The sequence below is a fragment of the Nocardia sp. NBC_01009 genome (assembly GCF_045208035.1).
In the GTDB taxonomy this organism is placed as follows: domain Bacteria; phylum Actinomycetota; class Actinomycetes; order Mycobacteriales; family Mycobacteriaceae; genus Nocardia.
Map to the genome: position 1 here is coordinate 3064616 of NZ_CP108695.1, position 23474 is coordinate 3088089.

A 23474-nucleotide genomic window follows, 5' to 3' on the forward strand; every position below is an offset into this window, starting at 1 on the left:
GGTCCGCGCCTGCGCGGGGTCGAAAAGAGCTGGCGCGGACCGCATATCAGACCCCGGTACCGACCTCGACCGCCGACAGCACGTCGCCGACCAGGCCTGCGGCCAGGGTGTTGCCGCCTGCGGGGTCGATGAGCAGAAAGCTGCCGGTGTGCCGGTTCACGCGGTAGTCGTCGGCCGCGACGGGCTCGGCGACGCGCACGGAGATGCGGCCGATGTCGTTGAGTTCCAGCGACTCCGGGTTCGGGTCGGCGATCAGGCGCTGCTCGTCGAACCGCTCCAGTAGGGCGCCGACGATGGCCTGGGTGGTGCGGGTGCCGTGCTTGAGCAGCAGCCGGGCGCCGGGGCGCAGCGGCCGGTCGCCCAACCAGCACACGGTCGCATCGAAGGCATCGATGGGCTCGGGGGCGTCGGCCACCGAGGCGATGATGTCGCCGCGGGAAATGTCCACATTGTCGGCGAGTATCAGCGTGACGCTGCGCCCGGTCTGTGCCACCGCGAGTTCACCGTCGGGGGTATCGACCCGCTCGACCGTGGAACGGATACCCGAAGGCAACACCACGATTTCGTCGCCGGGAGCGACCGAACCCGCCGCGATCTGGCCGGCGTAACCGCGGTAGTCGGGGTACTCGGCGGTGCGTGGCCGGATCACGTACTGCACGGGGAAACGCAGCCCGAGCGCGTGCGCACCCGAGCTGTCGGCATCCACCGGAACCGACTCCAGATGCTCGATCAGCGAAGGTCCGTCGTAGTACGGGGTGTTCGCCGAGCGGGTGGCGATATTGTCGCCGTTCAGCGCGGACACCGGGATTTCCTGCACGTCCTCGCTCGCCCACCCGAGCGTGCTGGTGAGCTGATTGAACTCGGCGGAGATCTCGGCGAACACGGTCGCGGCGTCATCGACCAGGTCGATCTTGTTCACCGCGAGCACCAGCTTGGGCACGCCGAGCAGTGCGAGCACCGCGGCGTGGCGACGGGTCTGCTCGATGACACCCTTGCGGGCATCCACGAGCAGGATCACCAGCTGTGCGGTGGACGCGCCCGACACGGTATTGCGGGTGTACTGCACATGCCCGGGGGTGTCCGCGAGCACGAAAGACCGCTGCGGCGTAGCGAAGTAGCGGTAGGCGACATCGATCGTGATGCCCTGCTCGCGTTCGGCCCGCAGCCCGTCGACGAGCAGCGAAAGATCCGGGGTGGCCAGACCTTTGTCCACCGACGCGCGGGTGACGGCGTCGATCTGATCGGCGAGCACGGACTTCGTGTCGTAGAGCAGGCGTCCGACCAGAGTGGACTTGCCGTCGTCGACAGAACCGGCGGTGGCCAGCCTCAATAGGTCGGACATATCAGAAATAACCCTCTCGCTTGCGGTCCTCCATCGCGGCTTCCGACACTCGGTCGTCACCGCGCGTCGCACCGCGTTCGGTCAATCGGGAGGCGGCCACCTCGGCGAGGATCGCCTCGTTGTCAGCCGCCTCGGAAAGAATTGCGCCGGTGCTGGATCCGTCACCGACGGTGCGGTAGCGCACCGAACGGGTCTCCAGCACCTCGCCCTCGCGTGGGCCGCCCCACACGCCGGGCGTCATCCACATGCCGTCGCGCTGGTACACCGGGCGCTCGTGGGTGTAGTAGATGCTCGCCAGGTCGATGTCCTCGCGCGCGATGTAGCGCCAGATGTCGAGCTCGGTCCAGTTGCTCAGCGGGAACACCCGCACGTGCTCGCCGGGTGCGTGCCGCCCGTTGTACAGGTTCCACAGCTCGGGACGCTGCCGCTTGGGATCCCACTGTCCGAAGGCGTTGCGCAGCGAGAAGATTCGCTCCTTGGCGCGGGAGCGTTCCTCGTCGCGGCGGCCGCCGCCGAATACCGCGTCGAAGCGGTGCTCGGCGATGCCGTCCAGCAGCGGGACGGTCTGCAACGGGTTGCGGATGCCGTCGGGCCGCTCGGTCAGCCGTCCGTCGGCGAGATAGTCCTCGACCTTCGCGACGTGCAACCGCAGACCGTACTTCTCGACGATCTTGTCGCGGAATTCCAGCACCTCGGGCAGGTTGTGCCCGGTGTCCACGTGCAGCAGCGCGAACGGCAGCGGCGCAGGCCAGAAGGCCTTCAGCGCCAGATGCAGCAGCACCGTCGAGTCCTTGCCGCCGGAGAACAGGATCACCGGCCGCTCGAATTCGCCTGCCACCTCACGGAAGATGTGGATCGACTCGGATTCGAGCGCCGCGAGGGTGTCGAATTCGGTAATGCCAAGGGCACGTTCGGCGGTGTTCGACGATTCGTTCACAAATTCACCCACGATGGTTTCGGTCATGACTGATGCAACCCGCATTCGGTCTTGGCGAGGCCGGCCCAGCGGCCGCTTCGCGGATCGGAACCCGGCTCCGGCTTCCGTGTGCACGGAGCGCAGCCGATGGACGGATATCCCTCTTCCACCAGAGGATTGACGAGGATGCCGTGTTGTTCGATGTAGGCCTGCATCTCGTCGTCGGACCAGGCGGCGATCGGATTGATCTTCACCAGGCCGAACGCCTCGTCGAACGAGATGAGTGGCGCGTTGGCCCGAGTCGGTGCTTCCACCCGGCGGATGCCGGTGACCCAGGCGTTGTAGCCGGCGAGCGACTTCTTCAGCGGCACTACCTTGCGCAGCCGGCAGCACTCAGCGGCATCGCGCGCGAACAGATCCTTGCCGAGCAGCTGATCCTGTTCGGTCACCGAATGCTCGGGCCGCACATTGATCACGTTCACGCCGTACACGGCCTCGACCGCGTCCCGGGTGCCGATGGTTTCGGCGAAGTGGTAGCCGGTGTCGAGGAACAACACCTCGACTCCCGAACGGACCTGCGCGGCAAGGTGAACCAGCACGCCGTCCTGCATGTTCGAGGCGACGATGTAGCTGGCGCGATCGCCTTGCGCTCCGTTCGACCCGGTGCCGAAGTTGTCCTCGGTCCACCGCAGCAGTTCCGCGGCCGAAGCGCCGTCGAGCTCCGCGGCGCCGCGCTCGGCGATCGCCCGCAGCTCGTCCTCGGACAGCTTGCCCACCAACTGTGTTGTCATGTCAGATCTCCCGTACCGAGCCGTCGCACAGCTCTGCCCGATCGCCGCTGTTCGCCGCGCTCATCACTTCAGGTCGGCCTCGTCGGCTCGAACCGCCCACTGCGCGAACCGTTCGCCGTCCTCGCGGTGCTTGATGAAATTGCGCACCACTCGCTCGATGTAGTCACCGAGTTCGTCACTGGTCACCTTGTGCTGGCGCAGCTTGCGCCCGAAAGCGCTGTCGAATCCGAGGCTGCCACCCAGGTGAACCTGGAAGCCCTCGACGTGATTCCCGCTGCCGTCATCGACGAGCTGACCCTTGAACCCGATGTCGGCGATCTGTGAGCGCGCGCACGAGTTCGGGCAGCCGTTGATGTTGATGGTCACCGGAACATCCAGCTGCGCATTGAGATCCGCGAGCCGCTCCTCGAGCTCGGGAACGAGCACCTGGGATCGCTTGCGGGTCTCGGCGAAGGAGAGCTTGCAGAACTCGATGCCGGAGCAGGCCATCAGGTTGCGCCGCCACAGCGACGGGCGGGCCTGTAGGCCCAGCGGTGCCAGCTCGTCGATGAGTTCGTCGACCTTGTCGTCGGCGACGTCGAGCACGATCAGCTTCTGGTACGGCGTGAACCGGATCCGATCCGAGCCGACCTTGGCCGCCGCGTCGGCGACCTTGGTCAGGATCGTGCCCGACACCCGGCCCGCGATGGGAGAGAAGCCGACGGCGTTGAGCCCGTTGCGCAGCTTCTGCACGCCGACGTGGTCGATCGGCTTGGTCGGCTGCTCCGGCGCGGGACCGTCGATCAGCTTGCGCTTCAGGTATTCGTCCTCGAGCACCTGGCGGAACTTCTCGATGCCCCAGTCCTTGATGAGGAACTTCAGCCTGGCCTTGGTGCGCAGCCTGCGGTAGCCGTAGTCGCGGTACAACGAGACAACGGCCTCCCACACGTCCGGCACCTCGTCGAGCGGCACCCACGCGCCGACCCGCTGAGCCAGCATCGGGTTGGTCGAGAGACCGCCGCCGACCCAGAGGTCGAGACCCGGTCCGTGCTCGGGGTGGTTCACACCGATGAAGGCGATGTCGTTGATCTCGTGCACCACGTCCTGCTGGCCCGAGATCGCGGACTTGAACTTGCGCGGCAGGTTGGAGTATTCCGGTTTGCCGATGTAGCGGCGCACGATCTCGTCGATGGCGGGCGTCGGGTCGATGATTTCGTTCAGCGATTCACCGGCCAGCGGGGAACCGAGCACCACACGCGGGCAGTCGCCGCACGCCTCGGTGGTCTTCAGCCCGACGGCCTCGATCCGCTTCCAGATCTCGGGGACGTTCTCCACCTCGATCCAGTGGTACTGGACGTTCTCGCGGTCGGACAGGTCGGCGGTGTCGCGGCCGAACTCGGTGGAGATCTGGCCGAGGGTGCGCAGCTGCTCGACAGTGAGCGCGCCCGCATCGCAGCGGATGCGCATCATGAAGTACTTGGCCTCGAGAATGTCGATGTTCTCGTCGCCGGTCCAGCTGCCGTCGTAGCCCTGCTCGCGCTGGGTGTAGAGACCCCACCAGCGGAACCGGCCGCGCAGATCGCCCTTATCGATGCTGTCGAAGCCCTGCTTCGAGTAGATGTTCTCGATCCTGGCGCGGACGTTGAGCGGGTTGTCGTCCTTCTTGGACTGCTCGTTCGGGTTCAGCGGCTCGCGGTAGCCGAGCGCCCACTGGCCCTCCGCCTTGCGGCGAACGGGCTTACCGGTGCGGGCGCGCGGGGCCGCACCGGCCTCGGCGCGTGGCCGGTCCGGCCGCACGCGTCGCTCGGAGGCCGGGCGGTCCGGGCGGGTGTGATGCCCGGGCCGGGACTCCGGCGAAGGCTGATCGGTTGGACCGGCGTCGGTGCTCGACGTCATGGGGTCGCTCCTGCGGGGTGAGTGAACATCCGTGCTGAGGGCGCGAGGGGCTGACTCACGCCTGCGGTATCAGCGGGCCGATGTCATCGAAATCGGAAGATCGCCGGGGAGACCCGGGAATGCGCGCCGCTGAACTACCGGGGACAACCGGGCAGACAGCAGGCGCTACAGACGCGCTTGAAGTCGACGTGGCGACGTGCCACAAGTCGTACTCCGGATCCGCGCATGCGGCCATTGTGCCACGTCAGGGTGGACGTTCCGACCGCGCGGCCATATTTCCCGCGGATTCGAGGGAAATTCCCTGGACCGATGGCGGCAACTGTGATGGCTGTCATAGTTCGTGGCACGAATGCGGGCGGTGATGCGTCAGATGAGTCCGCTGTGAACTGGCGCACGTTCATTGACCTGAAGTTAACTCGAGGTAGCAGGCTCGGTGTCATGAGCACAGCAGCCGTCGACGTAGACACCGACATCGAAGCGATCCGCCAGGTGGTCGCCACCATTCAGCATTCCCAGCAGAACGAACTCGTCGACGAATTCGTCGGCTTGTTCCGTGCCGACGCCATCTGGACCACCGGCGGCGGCAAACGCCTGTTCGGTCGTAGCGCCATCGCCGAATTCACGGCCCAGGTATTGCCCGGCGCGATGCGTACGGGCACCGCGACCTACGAGGTCGAACACGTGCTGTTCATCCGCCCTGACGTCGCCGCCGTCAAAGTCGTCCAGCGCTATTTCGCAGCGGACGGCCAGCAGGCCGGCCAGGGCAGCCCTATGTACGTCATGTCCAAGGAAGACGGCCGCTGGCTGCTCACCGCCAACCAGAACACCGTGGTCGCCGATTCCTGACGCCCGCCGTCGACACCGGGTCCATAGCCGCACCTGTATCGAGATCCGTCCTCTTCCCGGCAGCCGCAAGGCGGCGTATCCCGATGATGGTCGCGGCGTCCTGCGTGTCAGGCCGGCCGATCGGGCTGCCCGAGGGCGAAGGCCGAGTGGGCGGCGTTCACACTGGTGGGGTGAGTTCTGCTGCTACCGCGACCGATGCCGAGACTGCTGACCTCGTGCTGCGTGATTTCGGGGGCGGGGCATTCGGGATCTATGTGCACGTGCCGTTCTGTGCGACGCGGTGCGGGTACTGCGACTTCAACACCTACACGGCGGGGGAGCTCGGTACGTCGGCATCGCCGCAGTCCTGGCTGGAGGCGCTGCGCGGTGAACTCGCCACGGCGGCCGAGCGGTTTGCCGCGCTGCCGACAGCGACTCCGGAGGTTGCCACCATCTTCGTCGGCGGCGGGACGCCCTCGCTGCTCGGCGGCGACGGGCTCGCCGCGGTCCTCGATGCGGTACGGGCGAACTTCACCCTCGAGTCCGATGCCGAGGTGACCACCGAGTCGAATCCGGAGTCGACCTCGCCCGAATTCTTCGAGCGGATCCGCGCGGCCGGATTCACCAGGGTGTCGCTCGGTATGCAGTCGGCGGCACAGCACGTGCTGAAGGTGTTGGACCGCACACACACTCCCGGCCGGGCCGTCGCCGCTGCCAGGGAAGCGCGCGCGGCCGGGTTCGACCACGTGAACCTCGACCTGATCTACGGCACCCCCGGCGAGCGCGATGGCGACCTCGACGCCAGCCTCGACGCGGTACTCAGCGCCGGCGTCGACCACGTCTCGGCGTATTCGCTCATTGTCGAGGACGGCACCGCCCTCGCCCGCCGCGTCCGCCGCGGCGAACTGCCCGCTCCCGACGACGACGTGCTCGCCGCCCGCTACGAACGCATCGACGCGCGATTGAGCGCGGCCGGACTCACCTGGTACGAGGTATCCAATTGGGCCGCAGGCGATTCCGCGCGCTGCAGACACAACCTCGGTTATTGGGACGGTGGCGACTGGCTCGGCGCAGGCCCTGGCGCGCACAGCCACGTCGGCGGCGTCCGATGGTGGAACGTGAAGCACCCCGCACGGTATGCCGATCGCGTCGCGCTCGGCGGCCTGCCTGCCGCGGGCTGGGAGGAACTGACCGAGGAGGAGCGCCACACCGAACGCGTCATGCTGGCCGCCCGGCTGCGCAGCGGATTGCCGTTGGCCGAGCTGAACGCGGTGGAAACCGCGGCGGCCGAACGTGTTGTCGCCGACCGCCTCGCCGTCCGTTCGGGCGATCATCTGGTGCTGACCGATCGCGGTCGCCTGCTCGCCGACGGTGTGGTGCGGACGCTGCTGGACTGAGCAGCGCCGCCGCTGTTCGCCTGCGGCGCCGCGCCGTTTCCAGGCATCGGAATCCCTTGCCTCCGTGGGCATCGAGCGGTGCCTGCGTGCGCGTTGGACAGCGATCGCGGCGCATCCTGGCGTGGCCGCGGTTTCGGCGCGGGGCACGCCGATCGCTGCGTGCGACTGTGTGGAGTTCGCCGCGCGTCATCCGGTGGCGCGGGGTCATCTGCCGGCGGCGCCTCGACGACCACGCTGTCGTCGGCGGGCCGAGCGCCCGACGCAGCCTATCTGTTGTCGGTCGCGCGCGTGTTGCGATGGTTGCACTATCACGGTTCGGTCAACCCGCGTAGGCTCCGAAGTAACCCAAGGAGTCTTATGCCCCCGGCACGACACATCACTCTGATTCACGAACAAAGCGACTTCGCTGAGGCGCGGGCCGCAGAAAAAGCAGAAACCGCGCGACAGAGCGCGATCGCGGCCAGGACGGTCGCCAGCCATTCCGAGAACGCCGAGGACTGCGTGTCCCTCCTGGCGATGCTCGGTCTGGATGCCCTCGCCGGCAAGCTCGCCAGGGTCACCACCGGCCCTGAGCTGTAGTTCCACCCGCGCCGCGAACGGGACACGGTCGAAGCAGAGTGTCCCGTTCCCCGCGGAGCGGTCGGCGGATGGCTTCTTCCAGCGCTGTCCGGCGCCATTCGCGGGTGACATGCCGAAGGCAGCGCGGAAGCGTCGCGCGAAATGCGACGGATCGCGGAAACCCCACCGGCGCGCCGCCATCGCGATTGATCGGTGTCTGCTGTCCGCGCGAGCGAGTTCGGCGCGCACCTGACCGAGCCGCTGGCTGATGATCCACTGTTCGAGGCTGTACTCGGCGCTCGCGCAGATTTTGTACAGGTGCCGGACCGAGACGTTGTGCGCGCGAGCGATCTGTTCGGCGCTGAGGTCGAGGTCGGTGAGGTTGCGGCGCACGTGCGCTCGAATCCGGCTCAGCATGATGTCGGCGGGGACAACGCCACCGTCACGGCCGGAGCCTCCGGCCGACAACAACAACCCGCGAACGAGTTCGATACTGGCGCAGCCCGATAGCAGTGCGGCAGGATCGTCACTGAGCGAATCGGCATCGCGGGTCAGTCGGCAATTGCCAGCACCGGCGCAGGCGTTGTCAGTACCTGTTTCGGGGTGCGGACCAGCTGGATGCCCGACATCTGCGCACGGAAAATGCTGGCGTCGCCGAACTTCCACATCGAACTGTGCGTGCACGCCCCGCTCGGCTTTCGGCATCCAGCGGCGCAATCCCGGTGTGACCGAGCTCGTGGTTCTCGAAGATCGCGGTCACTCGATGCCCGCCGACCACGGGTGGGGCGAACTCGCCGACACCGCATTGGACTTTCTGGCCAAGAACGGCCTGCCCGCGCAGGTCGAGGCCTGAATCCCGTTTCCGCCTCCGGCCACCGGGGATTTGCGGGGCATCCAGGTTCTGGTGCTGGTCGCACTCGGTGAAACGACCAGGTCGTGCCGGTCGCGGCGGGGCGCGAAGTCGGCGCGGCTACCGCTCAACGGTCGGCCGCCGACCTATCCTGATTCGCCGCACGGATTGTGCGGAGACTTCGAGACGACCTTCTTCAACACCGACCTGCTCGACTTCATCAAGAACGGATAGGTAGGGACTGATGACCATCACCCGTAGCGTGCGCGCCTGCCTGGTCGCGTTGACTCTCGCTCTGACGCCCGTCGTGGCGGCGCCCGCGACCGCCGAGCACCAGCCGACGATCGTGCTGGTGCACGGCGCGTTCGCCGACGCGACGAGCTGGGACGGTGTCGCGGCGCTGCTGCGCGCCGATGGCTACCGGGTGGTGACACCGGACAACCCGCTGCGCGGCCCGGCCAACGATGCCGCGGCCGTGCAGCGGACGCTGGATACCATCTCGGGACCTGTTGTGCTCGTTGGGCATTCGTACGGCGGGTTCGTCATCAGCAACGTGCACGACCCCAAGGTCGAATCGCTGGTCTATGTAGCGGCCTTCGCTCCGGTGCAGTCGGAGATCGCCCAAGCCGAGCTGGACCCGATCCGCTTCCCCGGCAGCCGATTGCTGCCGCCGGTACTGCAGGTCGCGGTCGTCGACGACCCCAAGGGCGTCGCGGGCAAGAACATCGACGGATACGTCGCGCCCGGTTACTTCCACGAGGTCTTCGCCCAAGACGTCAGCGACGCGACCGCTGCCGACATGTTCGCCCACCAGCGCTCGATCGCCGTTGTCGCGAATCTCGAACCGTCGGGTGCGCCGTCCTGGGCATCGACGCCGAGCTGGTATCTGGTCTCCGGCGCCGATCGCATCATTCCGCCTGCGTCCCAACGATTCATGGCCGACCGCATGGGCGCGCAGACCCGTGAGATCGACTCATCCCACGCGTCTCTGGTCTCCCACCCCGGCGAGGTGGCGGCCTTGGTCGAAACCGCCGCGCACTGATCCGGCGCACGAGTGGCACACCACCACGGGGGTGTGCCACTCGGCGTCAGTTCGTGAAGTTGGCGACGATGGCGAGCACGATGGGCACGAGGACGATGGCCCACACGATGAGGTACCACGTCCTACCCGGCGATTTCGGCTGTTGTGGTGCGAGTGCGTCGTTCAGGATCGGCACAATGGGCCCGCGGTAGTGGGTGCTTGTGCGGTGACCTGTGGCTGCTGCTGCGTCGGGTGCTGCTGGTGTGGCTGCGCATACGGCTGGTGTGGCTGCGGACCTGGTCTGCTCGGCTGCCAATTCTGTTGTTCACCAAGGGGATTGCTCATAGCTCTACCTCTGTCTCGAATCCGGCTGTGTCAGTAGCGATCGGGCTGCCGGTGCCCGCGATGTCGGCCATGGGCCGCGCGTGGTTCTTCGTCGAGTTCCAAGGACCTGGAGACGGCGATGCCGAGGTCGAGGCGCGGATGAGTCTGGCGGGTGCGAGCCGCCGGCTCGGGGACCGAGCCGCGGCCGGCTTCGATGGGCACGCAGTTGTTCCGGTAATCGCGCCGTCGGTTGCCATCACAACGCCTGCGCCGCCGGCACGGGATCACCGCAGCTCTGGGTACACCGGCGGTCGGTTCACGGTCGGCGTTCGACCACTCGCGTGGAGCAAACCAGGATCCCCCCTGCTGATCATCGTGCCTGCGAACGATGTCGGGCACGCTATCAGCCGTATGGCTTCCGTCGAAAGACGATTCGTCGGCCGTGTACCGCTGGAGGTCGGGGCATCGGCCGAGCTCGACCCGTATCCCCAGGTGCGTGAACGAGCGGTCGGTGGCCTGGCAATTAGACTGGGTGAATAGCGAACCGGAATTCCGGCTGCGCCATCAGTGCGGGGCGTACCCGTGGACGAAGCGAGGAGGTGGGGCCGATGTCGAGCACCGAGGATCGGCGCTTCGAGGTCCTGCGCGCGATCGTCGCGGATTATGTCGCGACCAAGGAGCCGATCGGGTCGAAGACCCTGGTGGAACGGCACAACCTGGGTGTGTCCAGCGCCACGGTCCGCAACGATATGGCGGTGCTGGAGGCCGAGGGCTACATCACGCAGCCGCACACCAGCTCGGGCCGCATTCCCACCGACAAGGGCTACCGGCAGTTCGTCGACCGGATCTCCGAGGTGAAGCCGCTGTCGGGAGCCGAGCGCAGGGCGATCATGGACTTCCTGGAATCGGGGGTCGACCTCGACGACGTGCTGCGCCGTGGTGTGCGCCTGCTGGCCCAGCTGACCAGGCAGGTCGCGGTGGTGCAGTATCCGACGGTGTCGGCGTCCACGGTGCGTCACATCGAGGTCGTCGCGCTGAATCCGGCCCGGCTGCTGCTGGTTGTGATCACCGACACCGGTCGCGTCGACCAACGCCTGGTGGAACTCGGTGCGCTCATCGGCGACGACGACCTGGCCGCATTGCGCGGCATGCTCGGCGGCGCGATGGACGGCAAGCGCCTGGCCGTGGCCTCGGCGGCGGTCGCCGAACTGCCCGAGCGGGCTCCGCAGCGGCTGCGTGATGTGCTGGTGCGCGTGTCGACCGTGCTGGTCGAGACGCTGGTGGAACATCCGGAAGAGCGCCTGGTTCTCGGCGGCACCGCCAACCTGACCCGCAATGCCGCCGACTTCGGCTTCCCCGGCTCGTTGCGCGCGGTGCTGGAGGCCCTCGAAGAGCAGGTGATCGTGCTCAAGCTGCTGGCGGCCGCGCAGCACCCCGGTACCGTGACGGTGCGCATCGGTGAGGAGACCCAGGTCGAGCAGATGCGGGGGACCTCGGTAGTGTCGACCGGCTACGGTGCGGCGGGTGCGGTGCTCGGCGGTATGGGTGTGCTCGGTCCGACGCGCATGGACTACCCAGGAACGATCGCCTCGGTCGCGGCCGTTGCCCGGTATATCGGTGAGGTGCTCGCCGAGCGCTGAAGAGGAGCGGCGTCCGCCGACGTCGCTGCTACCCTCGAACTTTCGGCCGGATAAAGTTGAGTGCATCCGACTAATGCTGTTGCGACCAAGGACTAGAGAACTCAAGTGGCACGGGACTACTACGGACTGCTCGGTGTTGCGAAGAACGCGACCGACCAGGAAATCAAACGCGCCTACCGCAAGCTGGCGCGCGAACTGCATCCCGACGTCAACCCCGACGAGGTAGCGCAGGCCAAATTCAAGGAAGTGTCGGCGGCCTACGAGGTGCTGTCGGACGCCGAGAAGCGGCGCATCGTCGACATGGGCGGTGACCCGCTCGAATCCGGTGGCGGCGCGGGTTATTCCGGCGCCGGTTTCGGCGGTCTCGGCGACGTGTTCGAGGCGTTCTTCGGTGGAATGAGCGGCACCGGCGCCACCCGCAAGCCGCGCGGCCGAGTGCAGCCCGGCGCCGACTCACTGCTGCGCACCAGGTTGAGCCTGGCCGAATGCGCGGTCGGTGTCACCAAGCACCTGACGGTCGACACCGCCATCCTGTGCGATGTATGCACCGGTTCGGGCACCAACGGCAATTCCAAGCCGGTGCGCTGCGAAACCTGTGGCGGTGCGGGTGAAGTGCAGTCGGTCCAGCGCTCGTTCCTCGGTCAGGTACTGACCTCGCGTCCGTGCCCGACCTGTCGCGGTGCGGGCGAGACGATCCCCGACCCGTGCCACAAGTGTGGCGGCGACGGCCGCGTGCGGGCGCGGCGCGAAATCGCCGCGCCGATTCCGGCCGGTGTCGCCAACGGCATGCGGGTGCGGTTGGCCGCGCAGGGCGAGGTCGGCCCCGGCGGCGGGCATGCGGGCGACCTGTATGTGGAGATCGTCGAGCAGCCGCACGATGTCTTCGTCCGCGACGGTGACGACCTGCACTGCACCGTCCGGCTCCCGATGGTCGACGCCGCGCTCGGGACCACTGTGGTCATCGACACCATTCTGGACGGCCCCACCGAGCTCACCATCCAGGCCGGCACTCAGCCCGGCGAGATCTCGGTGCTGCGCGGCCACGGGATGCCCCGCCTTCGTTCCGGCGCGCGCGGCGACCTGCTCGCGCACCTGGACATCGTGGTGCCGACCAAGCTCGACGCCAAGCAGACCGACCTGCTGCGCAAGTACAAGGGCACCCGGGAACGGGAGCGCGCCGAGGTGATGTCGGCCCAGTCCGAGCACAACAGCGGCCTGTTCGCCCGGTTGCGGGCGTCCTTCAGCGGGCGATAGTCGTTGGCCGCCACGGTCTTCTACCTCGACGACATCCCGGAGCCCGGCTCCATCGCGGTCCTCGACGGCCCGGAAGGACGGCACGCCGCGACAGTGCGCCGGACCCGGGTCGGCGAGCCGATCACTCTCTCCGATGGTCGCGGCCTGCTCGCCGAATCGGAAGTCGTTGCGGCGCAGAAAGATCGGCTCGAGCTGAAGGTCAACAACCGCGTGCTCACCGCACCCGCGACACCGCGGGTGACCGTTGTGCAGGCGCTGCCGAAGTCGGACCGCTCGGAGCTGGCCGTCGAGCTGATGACCGAGGCAGGCGCCGACGCGATCACCCCGTGGCAGGCATCGCGCTGTATCGCCAACTGGGAAGGCAAGGCGGGTAAGGCCGTCGACAAGTGGCGCGCCGCCGCCCGCGCGGCCGCCCGCCAATCCCGTCGTGCCTATATCCCCGAGGTCGCCGACCTCCACCGCACCCGCGACCTGCTCGAAGCGATCCGCAAGGTCGTGGACTCGGGCGGACTAGTGGTGGCACTGCACGAATCCGGCACGGCCCGCTTCGTCGAGCTGCCCTTCGCCGAGGCCGCCGAGATCATGCTGATCGTCGGCCCCGAAGGCGGCCTCGACGACTCCGAACTCACGGCATTTGCCGACGCCGGAGCCGCGGTGACCCTGCTCGGCCCCACCGTCCTGCGCACCTCGACCGCCGCCGCCGTAGCCCTCGGCGCCCTAGGCGCCCTGACTCCGCGCTGGTAGCTCCGGTGTGGTGTCTAGGTGGCGAGGTAGCTGCCGTGACCGGGTTGCCAAGGTGCACAACAGGACCGCGGCGATGGTGATGAGGGTGGCGACGCAAACGGCCAGGCCGATCCAATCGGCGTCGGCGTAGGCGATGCCCGCCGCGCCGCCGATGATCGCGCTGCCCAGGTAGTAGGAAAACAGGTAGAGCGATGATGCTGCGCCGCGGTTATCGGTCGCCATGCTGCCGACCCAGGCGCTCGCCACGGTGTGTGCACCGAAAAATCCTGCCGTGCAGAGTAATACGCCGAAGATGACGGCGGTCAGGTGGTTGGGGATGGTCAGTGCCAGCCCGAGGCCCATGGTGGCCACCGAGGCGGCGAGCATCCGGTGTCTGCCGAGTCGGTCGGCCAGTCGTCCAGCCGCCGCCGAGGCTGCGGTACCGGCCAGATACAGCAGGAACACCGATCCCGATATGGTGGCGGGCAGTTCGAACGGTGGCTCGGTCAGGCGGTAGCCGAGGAAGTTGTAGACCGAGACGAAAGCGCCCATCAGTACGAAGGCGATGCCGAAGAGGGCAAGCAGGCCGGGGTTGCGCAGGGGAGTGCCGAGATCGCTCAGGACAGTGCGGATTCCGGCGGGGCGGGCCTGGAAACCGCGAGATTCCGGCAGGCCGCGCACGAACCAGACGGTGCATGCCGCGGCCGCCACCGAGACGGCGGCTTCGGCCCAGCGCCAGGACGTCAGGTCGAGGGTGACGGCGGGAATCACCCGACCGGCCAATCCGCCGATCGACGTCCCCGCGACATAGATGCCCATGGCGGCGCCGAGCCCCTCGGCGCCGATCTCCTCGGCCAAATAGGCCATCGCGACCGCGGGCACTCCGGCCAGCGCGAGACCCTGCAGCGCACGCCCGGCCAGCAGCACATCGAGCGACGGACTGAACGGAAGCAGCAGCCCGATGACGGCCGAGGTGACTGCGGACCCGATCATCACCCGGGTCCGGCCGATCCGCGACGAGAGTGCGCTCACCGGCACGATGGCCAGCGCAAGGAACCCGGTGGTGAGCGAAACCGCGAGCGCGGCCCGGGCGGGCGTGGCGCCGAACGCGCTGGACAGGCTCGGCAATAACGCCTGAGCGCTGTACATCGACGCGAAGGTGGTCAGCCCTGCGGCGAAGAGCGCGGTGGTGATCCGGCGCTCGTGCGAGGGTGCGACACCGGGCATTGCGGTTGTGGTCATGGCTCCTCCTGTCCTCCAGGATTGCCATCCACCTTTATGAAGGGAAATGAATAATAATTGGTCTGCTGATGCACTGAGTGCATATAGAGAGGGCAGGCCGTGCTGGGTGACGATCTGGAGTGGTTCACGACACTTGCCGAATTGGAGCGGGTAGGCGCTGCCGCCGAGCGACTGCACATCGCTCAACCCACGCTGTCGCGCATGCTCGGCCGACTCGAACGCAGGCTGGGTGTGGAATTATTCGACCGCAACGGAAAACGCATCGCGCTCAACGATTTCGGTCGGATCTATTACGAGCACGCGCGCCGCGCACGCGCCGAACTGGATGCCGCGGCACACGCCATTGCCGATCTGGCCAATCCAGCCAAAGGTGTTGTGCGACTTTCTTTTCTGCATTCCTTCGGCGGCTGGTTGGTGCCGCAGCTCGTCGGTGGTTTCCGCCGCGGTTCCGGCCGCATCACCGTCACCCTGCGCCAGGCGGCCGCCGAAGTGGTGACCGCGCAGGTGCTCGACGGGGAAGCCGATCTCGGCATCGTCTCCCCGCGGCCGACCGAGGCGGGCATCGGCTGGCGCAGCCTGCTGCATCAACCGCTGGTGCTGGCCGTACCTGCCGACCACCGGTTGGCCGGGCGGCGGCAGATCCGGCTCGCCGCCGTCGCCGACGCGGAATTCATCACGATGCATCCCGGCTTCGGTATGCGCCGGATCTTCGACGAAATGTGCGCCGCGGCCGATATCCGTCCTCGCATCGCATTCGAATCGAGCGATCTCGTCACCGTCGCGGGTTTGGTGGCGGCGGGCCTCGGTGTCGCGGTGGTTCCGCTCGAAGATCCGGCCCCGCTGCCAGGAGTGGTGACGCTGCCGCTGGCCGATGCGGGTTCGGCCCGGGATGTCGGGCTGATCTGGTCTGCGGCGGGTCCGTCCTCGGACGCGGTGCGACGGTTCCGTGATTTCGCCGAGGATTGGGCGGTGCGCAGGCGGGGAATCCAGCTACCGCGGCGGTAATCGGGTGCCCTGCGGTAGCGACTTATTCACTGTGTGTTGTCAGTGGGGCGCGTTAAACTTTCATCATCAAGGCAGTCGAGACCGGAAAGCAGGCGGTAGCCACTTTTGAGAACACAAGGCGAGATCGGCGACCCATCCACACCCACGGCAGGCATCGGTGCCGGTGACAACGGTACGGGTCCCGCAGCACGGACCGTGCGTTCCAGCATCGAACTCGCTCCAGAATCCGTGTTCCCGTTCCTCGGTTCGGCTGATCAGAACCTGCGTGAACTCGAGCGGCTGCTGGATGCGGACATTCACGTACGCGGCAACTCCGTGACCCTCACCGGCAAGGCGCCCGATGTCGCGCTCGCCGAGCGGGTCATCGAACAGCTCGTCGCGCTGACCGGGCGTAATCGAGTGGTGACACCGGAGGCCGTCCGGCACACCTTCTCGATGCTCACCGAGGGCTCCTCGGAGTCGCCCGCAGAGGTGCTGAGCCTGGACATCCTGTCCCGGCGAGGCAAGACCATTCGGCCCAAGACGCTCAACCAGAAGCGCTACGTCGATGCGATCGACGCCAACACCGTCGTGTTCGGCATCGGTCCCGCGGGCACCGGCAAGACGTATCTGGCGATGGCCAAGGCCGTGCAGGCATTGCAGACCAAGCAGGTCACCCGCATCATTCTCACCCGTCCCGCGGTGGAGGCGGGCGAGCGCCTCGGCTTCCTGCCCGGCACGCTCAACGAGAAGATCGACCCGTACCTGCGCCCGCTCTACGACGCGCTGCACGACATGATGGATCCGGAGGCCATTCCGAAGCTGATGGCGGCCGGTGTCATCGAGGTAGCCCCGCTGGCGTACATGCGTGGTCGTACCCTCAATGACGCATTCATCATTCTGGACGAGGCGCAGAACACCACGGCCGAGCAGATGAAGATGTTCCTCACCCGCCTCGGCTTCGGCTCGAAGATCGTGGTGACCGGTGACGTCACCCAGGTCGACCTGCCGGGCGGCGCCCGGTCCGGCCTGCGGATGGCCAGCGAAATCCTCACCGAGATCGACGACATCCACTTCGCCACGCTCACCAGCAGCGACGTGGTGCGACACCGGCTGGTCGCGGACATCGTGGACGCCTACGGCCGGTTCGAGGAAGAGAACAGGCCACAGGTCGCGCCGCACTATGCGGGCAACCGGGCACAGCGCCGCGCCGCGGGCCGCAACGATCGGCGATAGTCAGCGCAGGAAGGCCGACGCCGCCTCGAGGCGGCGTCGGCCTTTCGTGTCCCGCGGTGATTTCCAACCGCCACGCAGCCTCCGGTCCGACGGCACAACCGCCGGGCCGTAGTCTTATCGGGTGAGTATCGAGATCGCCAACGAATCGGGTATGGACGTGCCCGAAGAAGACCTCGTCAGTGTCGCGCGCTTTGCCATCACCCAAATGGACGTGCATCCGGCGGCCGAGCTGTCGATGGTGCTCGTCGATCTCGACACCATGGCGGACCTGCACATGCGCTGGATGGACCTACCCGGTCCGACCGACGTGATGTCGTTCCCGATGGACGAGCTGGAGCCGGGCGGACGGCCCGACAGCCCCGAACCCGGCCCCTCGATGCTCGGCGACATCGTGTTGTGCCCCGAGTTCGCGGCGGCCCAGGCCCGCAAGGCAGGCCATTCGCTCGACCACGAACTAGCGCTGCTCACGGTGCACGGCGTGCTCCACCTCCTCGGCTACGACCATGCCGAGCCGGAGGAGGAGAAAGAGATGTTCGCGCTGCAGGCCCGGCTGCTCGAAGAGTGGTACGAGAGCCTGCGCGAGGAGCAGCGCCGCGCCGAACTCGCCGCCCGCGACGCCAGGTTGCTGGGGAAGGCGGGTTTCACTACACCGGGTGACGCGCTGGGCCCCGCGTGAGTTCGCTGACCCTCATCTTGTCGGCAGTCCTGCTGGTCCCGGTAGGCGGCGTGTTCGCCGCCGTGGATGCGGCATTGAATACCGTCTCACCCGCTCGTCTCGACGATATGGTCCGTATCGAACGGGCCGGCGCCGTCCGGCTGAGCCGGATCGTGTCCGACCGGCCTCGGTACGTGAATCTCCTTGTGCTGCTGCGCATCCTGTGCGAGATCAGTGCGACGGTGCTGCTCGCGGCGGCGCTGATCCCGCTCTGGGACGACGATTGGGCGCTGCTGTTCACCGCCGCAGTAATGGTGCTCATCGACTATGTCGTGATCGGGGTAGGCCCGCGCACCCTCGGTCGCCAGCACGCGTACTCCATTGCCTTGGCGGCCGCGGTGCCCTTGCAGTTCATCGGCGCGCTGCTCGGCCCGGTGAGCAGGTTGCTGATTCTGATCGGTAACGCGATTACGCCGGGTAAGGGATTTCGCAACGGGCCCTTCGCCTCCGAGATCGAACTGCGTGAGGTGGTCGAGATGGCCTCCGAGCGCGGCGTGGTGGCCGACGATGAGCGCCGGATGATCCAGTCGGTCTTCGAGCTCGGCGACACCCCAGCTCGTGCGGTCATGGTCCCGCGCACCGAGATGGTCTGGATCGAGGCCGATAAGACCGCGGCCCAAGCGATGTCGCTCGCGGTGCGCAGTGGGCACTCCCGGATTCCGGTGGTCGGCGAGAACGTCGACGATATTCTGGGCGTCGTCTATCTGAAAGACCTTGTGCCGTACGCAGATCGGAGCCGTAAGGTGCACGTGCGCGAGGTGATGCGCACGGCCGTCTTCATGCCCGACTCCAAGCCGCTCGACAGCCTGCTCGACGAGATGCAGCGCAGGCGCAACCATATGGCGCTCCTGGTCGACGAATACGGCGGCATCGCCGGGTTGGTGACCATCGAGGACGTGCTGGAGGAGATCGTCGGGGAGATCGCCGACGAATACGACACCGACGAGACCCCGCCCATCGAAGATCTCGGCGACGGCCGGTACCGGGTGTCGGCCCGGCTGTCGGTGGACGACCTCGCCGAGATCTACGGCATGGAGATCGAGGAGGAGGACGTCGACACCGTCGGCGGCCTGCTCGCGCACGCGCTCGGCAGGGTGCCGCTGCCCGGTTCGAAGGTCGTCGTGCACGGCCTGATGCTGCGCGGTGAAGGCGGCCCGGATGCCCGCGGTCGGGTGCGGGTGAACACCATCGTGGTGCGCAGGGCACTCGAGAAATCACGCAGCGACAAAGCCGAGTCCGAGAAATCGAACGGCAAACGCAGAGCCAATGGATCGGAGCGGGAGACCGTGCCCGATCGGGACCAGGATGGAGACAGCGATGACTGAATTGGATGCCGAGGACACCAAACTCGTGGTTCTTGCGCGAGGCGCGTTGGGCCGCACCGGTGGTGGTGCGGGTGCGGCGATCCGCGACACCGACGGCCGGACCTACGCGGCGGGCGAGGTCGCACTGCAATCGCTGCGCTTGACCGCGCTGCAGGCCGCGGTGGCTGCCGCGATCTCCAGTGGCGCGGAGGGATTCGAGGCGGCGGTGGTTGTCGGCGGCCGGTTCTCCGACGCCGGAGTCTCGGCGGTTCGGGAAGTGTCCGCCGAGGCGCGGATCGTCTTCACCGATCGTGACGGTGCGGTCTTCGACATCGTCGACGATGCTGCGGCCACCGAGGTGCACCGTGGCTGAATTCCGTTCCGGTTTTGTCTGTTTCGTCGGTCGACCGAACACCGGCAAGTCGACGCTGACCAATGCGCTGGTCGGTTCGAAGATCGCGATCACCTCCTCGCGTCCGCAAACCACCAGGCACACCATCCGCGGCATCGTGCACCGCGAGCACGCCCAGCTGATCCTGGTCGATACGCCCGGGTTGCACCGTCCTCGCACGCTGCTCGGCCAGCGACTGAACGACCTGGTGCGCGACACCTATTCCGAGGTCGATGTCATTGCGCTGTGCATCCCGGCGGATGAGAAGATCGGCCCCGGCGACAAGTGGATCGTCGCGCAGATCAAGCAGATGGCGCCGAAAACCACCGTCCTCGGCGTGGTCACCAAGATCGACAAGGTGAGCCGCGACCAGGTCGCCGAGCAGCTGATGGCGCTCTCGCAACTGCTCGGCCCGGACGCCGACGTGGTGCCGGTCTCGGCCGTCAAGGGTGAGCAGGTCGAAGTCCTCGTCGACGTTATCGCCTCGAAAATGCCCGAGGGCCCGGCCTTCTACCCCGACGGTGAACTCACCGACGAGCCGGAAGAAACGCTGATGGCCGAGCTCATCCGTGAGGCGGCGCTCGAGGGTGTCCGCGACGAACTGCCGCACTCGCTTGCCGTCGTCATCGAAGAGGTTCTCCCGCGCGAAGAGAACGAGGACATGCTCGACGTGCACGCGCTGCTCTACGTCGAACGCCCCAGCCAGAAGGCCATCGTCATCGGCAAGGGCGGCGCGCGCCTGAAGGAGGTGGGCACCAATGCCCGCCACCAGATCGAACACATCCTCGGCGTCCGGATCTACCTGCACCTGCATGTGAAGGTGGCCAAGGACTGGCAGCGCGATCCGAAGCAGCTCGGCAAGCTCGGCTTCTGACGGTGTGCGTCCGCACCCGGTGGGCAGGGGCGAACGGCGGGGTCACGACCGGTCGTGGCGCACGGCCACGGCGGTAAACCCCGCAGCGGGTTGGTTCACCACCAGGGGTCGGGCCGGTGTCGGTCCCAACGGAGTTCCGATTCCAGTTGGGCGGCAACGGAAACGAGCAATGGCTCCGAGTTCGCGGTGCCCATCAGCTGGGCGCCGACGGGCAGGCCGGTGTCGGTGAAGCCGGCGGGGACGTTCACGCTCGGCCAGCCGAGGACGTTCCACGGCCAGGTGTAGGGGCAGGCCGCGGTGATGAGGTTGTTGGTGGCATTGACGCCGATGCCGTCGATGTCTTCGGCGCGGGGTGGCGGGGTGGCGGTGGTCGGGGACAGGACGACGTCGAAGTCGCGGAAGAAGCTGCCGATTTGTTTGTGCAGCAACGGTTCTGCCTGGCGGGCCGCGAACAGGGCAGGGCCGCTGAGCAATTGACCGACGCGGACGTTGGCGCTGGTGCGCGGGTCGACGACAGCGCCGGGCATTTGCTCGTGCCGCGCCTTGATGCCCGCCATCGACCGTGGCAGGAACGTCGCGCCGATCATGACGCCGTAGTTCAGGTCGGCGACGGTGACGGTGTGGCCGAGCCTGCGCAGCGCGGTGGCGATGCCCTGGACCGCGGCCTCGACCTCGGGGTGCAGCGCAGTCCTGGTGGCGGTGAAGGGAATTCGCAGCGACAGTGCGATCCGCAGCCGCCCGGGATCGCGGCCGACCGCGTCCGAGACCCGTAAGGGGGCTGGGGTGTGCTTGTCGCCGGGATGCGGGCCTGCGGCGAGGTCGAGCAGCAGTGCGGCATCGCCGACGGTCCGGGCCAGCGGTCCGTTCACGGTGAGGCCGTGGAATGCCTCGGCCTCCGGCCAGGTGGAGATCCGGCCGCGCTGTGGCTTGATGCCGACGAGATTCGTCCATGAGGCAGGGATCCGAATCGAGCCCGCGCCGTCGGAACCCAGTGCGGCGGGCACCAATCCGGCGGCGACCGCGGCCGACGAACCACCGGAGGAGCCGCCAGGTGTGTGCGCGGCGTTCCACGGATTGCGGGTGTGGCCGAAGGCCGCGCCGCTGGTGAAGGGCAACTGTCCGAGTTCGCAGGTGTTGGTCTTCCCGACGATCACCGCACCGGCCGCGCGCAGTCGCCGAACCGATTCGGCGTCTTCGGTTTTCGACGCGAAGTCGCCACCGCAGCCGAATGCTGTCGGCATACCGGCGATATCGGTGTCGTCCTTCACCGCGATCGGCACACCGAGCAGCGGCAGGCGCTCACCCGCGGCCAGTCGCCGATCCGCTTCGGCTGCTTCGGCGAGTGCCTCTGCACGGCGCACGTGACGAAAGGCGTTGAGCGTCGTCTGGCTTGCTTCGATGCGATCGAGGACCGAACCAACTGCCGCGACGGAGCCGACGGCACCCTTGGCGATCGCGGCCGCGAGGTCGGCAAGTCCGAGGTCGTCGGTCGGCAATTGGGTGGGGTCCGCTACGAACATGTGAGCTCCGTCTCTAATTCTCTGCATATGCACGGTAGCGCGCATTTGGTCAACCGTCCACATCGGTGCGATCTGTCGGGTCTACGTGCGCACAGGCCCAGGGGTTCGTCGCGAATCTGTAGACATACATACGGTATGTATGTAACAGTGGATCGGTACCGCGAGCACCTTGGAGGAACCATGGGAATCAGTACGTCACTCGGCCGCACGCATGAGGTGGATCTACCGGGCGGCCGCATCCGATATCACGACACGGGAGAGGGGCCGCCCGTCGTGTTCGTACACGGCCTCCTGGTCAATGCCGATCTATGGCGGGAGGTCGTCCCGGTCGTCGCCGCGGCGGGCTATCGCTGCCTGAGTCCGGATCTGCCGCTCGGCGCGCATTCGATCCCGGTCCCCGACGCGGACCTCACGCCGACCGGCGTAGCCGATCTCATCGCCGCCTTCCTGGAACAGCTCGACCTCACCGACGTCACCATCGTCGCCAACGACACCGGCGGCGCGATCACCCAGATCCTGCTGACCCGTAAACCGGACCGCATCGGGCGCGTGGTGCTGGCCTCCGTCGACTCCTATGAGAGCTTCTTCCCGCCGCCGTTCAGCACACTGCCTGCGATCGCGCGCATCCCCGGCTCGCTGCGGCCGTTGACCGAGCTGATGCGCATCCGCGCACTGCACCGACTGCCGATCGCCTTCGGGTGGGCGGCCAAATACCCGGTGGCACCCGAGATCGTCGATTCCTATCTGCTGCCGAGCCGCAATTCCGCTGCCATCCGCAAGGACCTGCGGCGCTTCATCACGTCGGTGCACCGCCGCTACACACTGGAGGCTGCCACCCATTTCGCGGCGGTCCGGATTCCGGTGCTGGTCGCTTGGGCCCGCGAGGACAAATTCTTCCCGGTCTCCTTCGCCGAGCGCCTGGCTCATGACCTGCCGAACGCCACTATGACCCTCATCGACGACTCCTACACCTTCCTGCCGGAAGATCAGCCCGAGTTGCTCGCCGAAACGATTCTGGAGTTCACTCGGCTGCATGCCACGCCGTAGCCAGGAGGATCGCTCCCGCACCACGAAAGCCGCGCTCGAGCAGGCAGGCCGCCGCCTGTTCGCCGAGCGCGGCTTCGCTGCTACCTCGGCGGAAGAACTGGTCACCGAGGCCGGCGTCACCCGCGGCGCGCTCCACCACCACTACGGCGATAAACGCGGTCTGTTCCTCGCGGTGCTGGAGCAACTGGAGATCGAGAGCACCGCAGAGATCGAAAACGCCATCGGCGCGGTAGGCCCCGACGACATCATGACCTCCATGGCCATCGGCCTCGGCGTCTTTCTGGAAATCTGCCAGCGTCCCGAGATGATCCGGATCGGGTTGTTCGACGCCCCCGCCGTGCTCGGCTGGCAGGCCTGGCGCGAATTCGAGGCCCGCCACGGACTCGGACTGATCATCTCCGAACTGGAACGCGCCCGCGCCGAAGGGCTGATCCCCGACGTTTCGATCACTGTGCTCGCCCAACTGATCCTCAGCGCCGTCAGTGAGGCCGGACTGATCGTCGCCCACGCCGCCGACAAAGCCGCCGCCCGCTCCCAGGCCCAGCAATCCCTGATGCTGCTGGTCGCCGGCCTCATCCAGAACGGATAGCGCCGAACGGGGCGTGGCCGCGCACACGCCGAGAGGCCGCGTCACCATGTCCCGCT

24 protein-coding genes and 1 pseudogene are annotated in these 23474 nt (G+C 67.2%); 17 read left to right on the plus strand and 8 right to left on the minus strand.

The window, feature by feature from the left end; all coding sequences use genetic code 11:
* Nucleotides 1–46 precede the first annotated feature (46 nt).
* The 5 genes from OHA42_RS13540 to OHA42_RS13560 all read right to left on the minus strand — a co-directional run bounded on the left by OHA42_RS13540 (nt 47) and on the right by OHA42_RS13560 (nt 5427).
* Nucleotides 47–1342: a GTP-binding protein gene (locus OHA42_RS13540; protein WP_328410636.1), complete on the minus strand. Its 1296-nt coding sequence runs from the start codon at nt 1340–1342 to the stop codon at nt 47–49.
* A gap of 1 nt (nt 1343) precedes the next feature.
* Complete coding sequence (gene cysD / locus OHA42_RS13545; protein ID WP_406237235.1) at nt 1344–2324, minus strand: sulfate adenylyltransferase subunit CysD; 981 nt, start codon at nt 2322–2324, stop codon at nt 1344–1346.
* Nucleotides 2303–3049, minus strand: coding sequence for a phosphoadenylyl-sulfate reductase (locus tag OHA42_RS13550; protein ID WP_406237237.1), 747 nt, complete (start codon nt 3047–3049; stop codon nt 2303–2305). Before OHA42_RS13550 ends, cysD begins: the two co-directional genes overlap by 22 nt.
* A 63-nt stretch (nt 3050–3112) precedes the next feature.
* The gene (locus OHA42_RS13555; protein WP_406237239.1) at nt 3113–4924 is read right to left on the minus strand and encodes a nitrite/sulfite reductase; all 1812 of its coding nucleotides are present in this window, start codon (nt 4922–4924) and stop codon (nt 3113–3115) included.
* Between the two features lie 134 nt (nt 4925–5058).
* Nucleotides 5059–5427: an Ms4527A family Cys-rich leader peptide gene (locus OHA42_RS13560; protein ID WP_406237241.1), complete on the minus strand. Its 369-nt coding sequence runs from the start codon at nt 5425–5427 to the stop codon at nt 5059–5061.
* Here OHA42_RS13560 and OHA42_RS13565 point away from each other — a divergent pair.
* From OHA42_RS13565 to OHA42_RS13575, 3 genes are all read left to right on the plus strand, one after another.
* Nucleotides 5363–5770, plus strand: a complete 408-nt coding sequence (locus OHA42_RS13565) for an SgcJ/EcaC family oxidoreductase (RefSeq protein WP_406237242.1) — start codon at nt 5363–5365, stop codon at nt 5768–5770. The two genes, OHA42_RS13560 and OHA42_RS13565, sit on opposite strands and share 65 nt — an antisense overlap.
* A 215-nt stretch (nt 5771–5985) precedes the next feature.
* Nucleotides 5986–7146, plus strand: a complete 1161-nt coding sequence (gene hemW / locus OHA42_RS13570; RefSeq protein ID WP_406239335.1) for a radical SAM family heme chaperone HemW — start codon at nt 5986–5988, stop codon at nt 7144–7146.
* 357 nt (nt 7147–7503) lie between these two features.
* Complete coding sequence (locus tag OHA42_RS13575) at nt 7504–7725, plus strand: hypothetical protein (protein ID WP_328410647.1); 222 nt, start codon at nt 7504–7506, stop codon at nt 7723–7725.
* Nucleotides 7726–7866: 141 nt separating this feature from the next.
* On the opposite strand, the pseudogene OHA42_RS13580 reads toward OHA42_RS13575, so the two are convergent.
* Nucleotides 7867–8121, minus strand: a pseudogene (locus OHA42_RS13580) (helix-turn-helix domain-containing protein); the annotation flags it as partial.
* A gap of 307 nt (nt 8122–8428) precedes the next feature.
* Between OHA42_RS13580 and OHA42_RS13585 the strand changes: the two are divergent.
* The 6 genes from OHA42_RS13585 (at nt 8429) to OHA42_RS13610 (ending at nt 13537) form a co-directional block, all read left to right on the plus strand.
* The gene (locus tag OHA42_RS13585; RefSeq protein WP_406237244.1) at nt 8429–8557 is read left to right on the plus strand and encodes a hypothetical protein; all 129 of its coding nucleotides are present in this window, start codon (nt 8429–8431) and stop codon (nt 8555–8557) included.
* Nucleotides 8558–8798: 241 nt separating this feature from the next.
* On the plus strand, nt 8799–9596 hold the full coding sequence (locus tag OHA42_RS13590) for an alpha/beta fold hydrolase (RefSeq protein WP_406237246.1): 798 nt from the start codon (nt 8799–8801) through the stop codon (nt 9594–9596).
* Nucleotides 9597–9794: 198 nt separating this feature from the next.
* Entirely contained in the window at nt 9795–10439 is a 645-nt protein-coding gene (locus OHA42_RS13595) for a hypothetical protein (protein WP_406237248.1), read from the plus strand.
* Between the two features lie 68 nt (nt 10440–10507).
* On the plus strand, nt 10508–11539 hold the full coding sequence (gene hrcA / locus OHA42_RS13600) for a heat-inducible transcriptional repressor HrcA (protein WP_328410654.1): 1032 nt from the start codon (nt 10508–10510) through the stop codon (nt 11537–11539).
* A gap of 105 nt (nt 11540–11644) precedes the next feature.
* Entirely contained in the window at nt 11645–12793 is a 1149-nt protein-coding gene (gene dnaJ, locus OHA42_RS13605; protein ID WP_406237250.1) for a molecular chaperone DnaJ, read from the plus strand.
* Between the two features lie 3 nt (nt 12794–12796).
* Entirely contained in the window at nt 12797–13537 is a 741-nt protein-coding gene (locus OHA42_RS13610) for a 16S rRNA (uracil(1498)-N(3))-methyltransferase (protein WP_406237252.1), read from the plus strand.
* On the opposite strand, the gene OHA42_RS13615 is transcribed toward OHA42_RS13610, so the two are convergent.
* Entirely contained in the window at nt 13511–14758 is a 1248-nt protein-coding gene (locus OHA42_RS13615) for an MFS transporter (protein ID WP_406237254.1), read from the minus strand. The genes OHA42_RS13610 and OHA42_RS13615 overlap by 27 nt on opposite strands.
* A 99-nt stretch (nt 14759–14857) precedes the next feature.
* Here OHA42_RS13615 and OHA42_RS13620 point away from each other — a divergent pair, with 99 nt between their 5' ends.
* From OHA42_RS13620 to era, 6 genes are all read left to right on the plus strand, one after another.
* Nucleotides 14858–15763, plus strand: a complete 906-nt coding sequence (locus OHA42_RS13620) for a LysR family transcriptional regulator (RefSeq protein WP_406237256.1) — start codon at nt 14858–14860, stop codon at nt 15761–15763.
* A 153-nt stretch (nt 15764–15916) separates the two neighbouring features.
* Nucleotides 15917–16978, plus strand: a complete 1062-nt coding sequence (locus OHA42_RS13625; RefSeq protein ID WP_406239337.1) for a PhoH family protein — start codon at nt 15917–15919, stop codon at nt 16976–16978.
* A gap of 121 nt (nt 16979–17099) precedes the next feature.
* On the plus strand, nt 17100–17654 hold the full coding sequence (ybeY, locus tag OHA42_RS13630) for an rRNA maturation RNase YbeY (RefSeq protein WP_406237258.1): 555 nt from the start codon (nt 17100–17102) through the stop codon (nt 17652–17654).
* The gene (locus tag OHA42_RS13635; protein ID WP_406237260.1) at nt 17651–19018 is read left to right on the plus strand and encodes a hemolysin family protein; all 1368 of its coding nucleotides are present in this window, start codon (nt 17651–17653) and stop codon (nt 19016–19018) included. Before ybeY ends, OHA42_RS13635 begins: the two co-directional genes overlap by 4 nt.
* On the plus strand, nt 19011–19370 hold the full coding sequence (locus OHA42_RS13640; protein WP_406237262.1) for a cytidine deaminase: 360 nt from the start codon (nt 19011–19013) through the stop codon (nt 19368–19370). Before OHA42_RS13635 ends, OHA42_RS13640 begins: the two co-directional genes overlap by 8 nt.
* Nucleotides 19339–20262 carry a GTPase Era gene (era, locus tag OHA42_RS13645; RefSeq protein WP_406237264.1) on the plus strand — a complete coding sequence of 308 codons (924 nt, stop codon included), beginning with the start codon at nt 19339–19341 and terminating at the stop codon, nt 20260–20262. The genes OHA42_RS13640 and era overlap by 32 nt, the downstream gene beginning before the upstream one ends.
* A gap of 95 nt (nt 20263–20357) precedes the next feature.
* Here the strand turns inward: era and OHA42_RS13650 are convergent, their stop codons facing one another.
* Nucleotides 20358–21782, minus strand: coding sequence for an amidase (locus OHA42_RS13650; protein ID WP_406237266.1), 1425 nt, complete (start codon nt 21780–21782; stop codon nt 20358–20360).
* A 180-nt stretch (nt 21783–21962) separates the two neighbouring features.
* Between OHA42_RS13650 and OHA42_RS13655 the strand changes: the two genes are divergently transcribed.
* Both OHA42_RS13655 and OHA42_RS13660 read left to right on the plus strand, forming a co-directional pair.
* Entirely contained in the window at nt 21963–22829 is an 867-nt protein-coding gene (locus tag OHA42_RS13655) for an alpha/beta fold hydrolase (RefSeq protein ID WP_406237268.1), read from the plus strand.
* Nucleotides 22816–23418: a TetR/AcrR family transcriptional regulator gene (locus OHA42_RS13660; protein WP_406237270.1), complete on the plus strand. Its 603-nt coding sequence runs from the start codon at nt 22816–22818 to the stop codon at nt 23416–23418. Before OHA42_RS13655 ends, OHA42_RS13660 begins: the two co-directional genes overlap by 14 nt.
* Nucleotides 23419–23474 lie beyond the last annotated feature (56 nt).

Bases quoted from the DNA above. Each gene is read 5' to 3' on its own strand.
- OHA42_RS13555 (WP_406237239.1), bottom strand. From the start codon at position 4,924: ATGACGTCGAGCACCGACGCCGGTCCAACCGATCAGCCTTCGCCGGAG.
- OHA42_RS13655 (WP_406237268.1), top strand. From the start codon at position 21,963: ATGGGAATCAGTACGTCACTCGGCCGCACGCATGAGGTGGATCTACCG.
- OHA42_RS13540 (WP_328410636.1), bottom strand. From the start codon at position 1,342: ATGTCCGACCTATTGAGGCTGGCCACCGCCGGTTCTGTCGACGACGGC.
- cysD (WP_406237235.1), bottom strand. From the start codon at position 2,324: ATGCGGGTTGCATCAGTCATGACCGAAACCATCGTGGGTGAATTTGTG.
- OHA42_RS13640 (WP_406237262.1), top strand. From the start codon at position 19,011: ATGACTGAATTGGATGCCGAGGACACCAAACTCGTGGTTCTTGCGCGA.
- era (WP_406237264.1), top strand. From the start codon at position 19,339: ATGCTGCGGCCACCGAGGTGCACCGTGGCTGAATTCCGTTCCGGTTTT.
- OHA42_RS13560 (WP_406237241.1), bottom strand. From the start codon at position 5,427: ATGGTGGCGACCACCTGGCGGATCGCTTCGATGTCGGTGTCTACGTCG.
- OHA42_RS13575 (WP_328410647.1), top strand. From the start codon at position 7,504: ATGCCCCCGGCACGACACATCACTCTGATTCACGAACAAAGCGACTTC.
- OHA42_RS13660 (WP_406237270.1), top strand. From the start codon at position 22,816: ATGCCACGCCGTAGCCAGGAGGATCGCTCCCGCACCACGAAAGCCGCG.
- OHA42_RS13590 (WP_406237246.1), top strand. From the start codon at position 8,799: ATGACCATCACCCGTAGCGTGCGCGCCTGCCTGGTCGCGTTGACTCTC.
- OHA42_RS13650 (WP_406237266.1), bottom strand. From the start codon at position 21,782: ATGTTCGTAGCGGACCCCACCCAATTGCCGACCGACGACCTCGGACTT.
- hrcA (WP_328410654.1), top strand. From the start codon at position 10,508: ATGTCGAGCACCGAGGATCGGCGCTTCGAGGTCCTGCGCGCGATCGTC.
- OHA42_RS13550 (WP_406237237.1), bottom strand. From the start codon at position 3,049: ATGACAACACAGTTGGTGGGCAAGCTGTCCGAGGACGAGCTGCGGGCG.
- OHA42_RS13615 (WP_406237254.1), bottom strand. From the start codon at position 14,758: ATGACCACAACCGCAATGCCCGGTGTCGCACCCTCGCACGAGCGCCGG.
- OHA42_RS13565 (WP_406237242.1), top strand. From the start codon at position 5,363: ATGAGCACAGCAGCCGTCGACGTAGACACCGACATCGAAGCGATCCGC.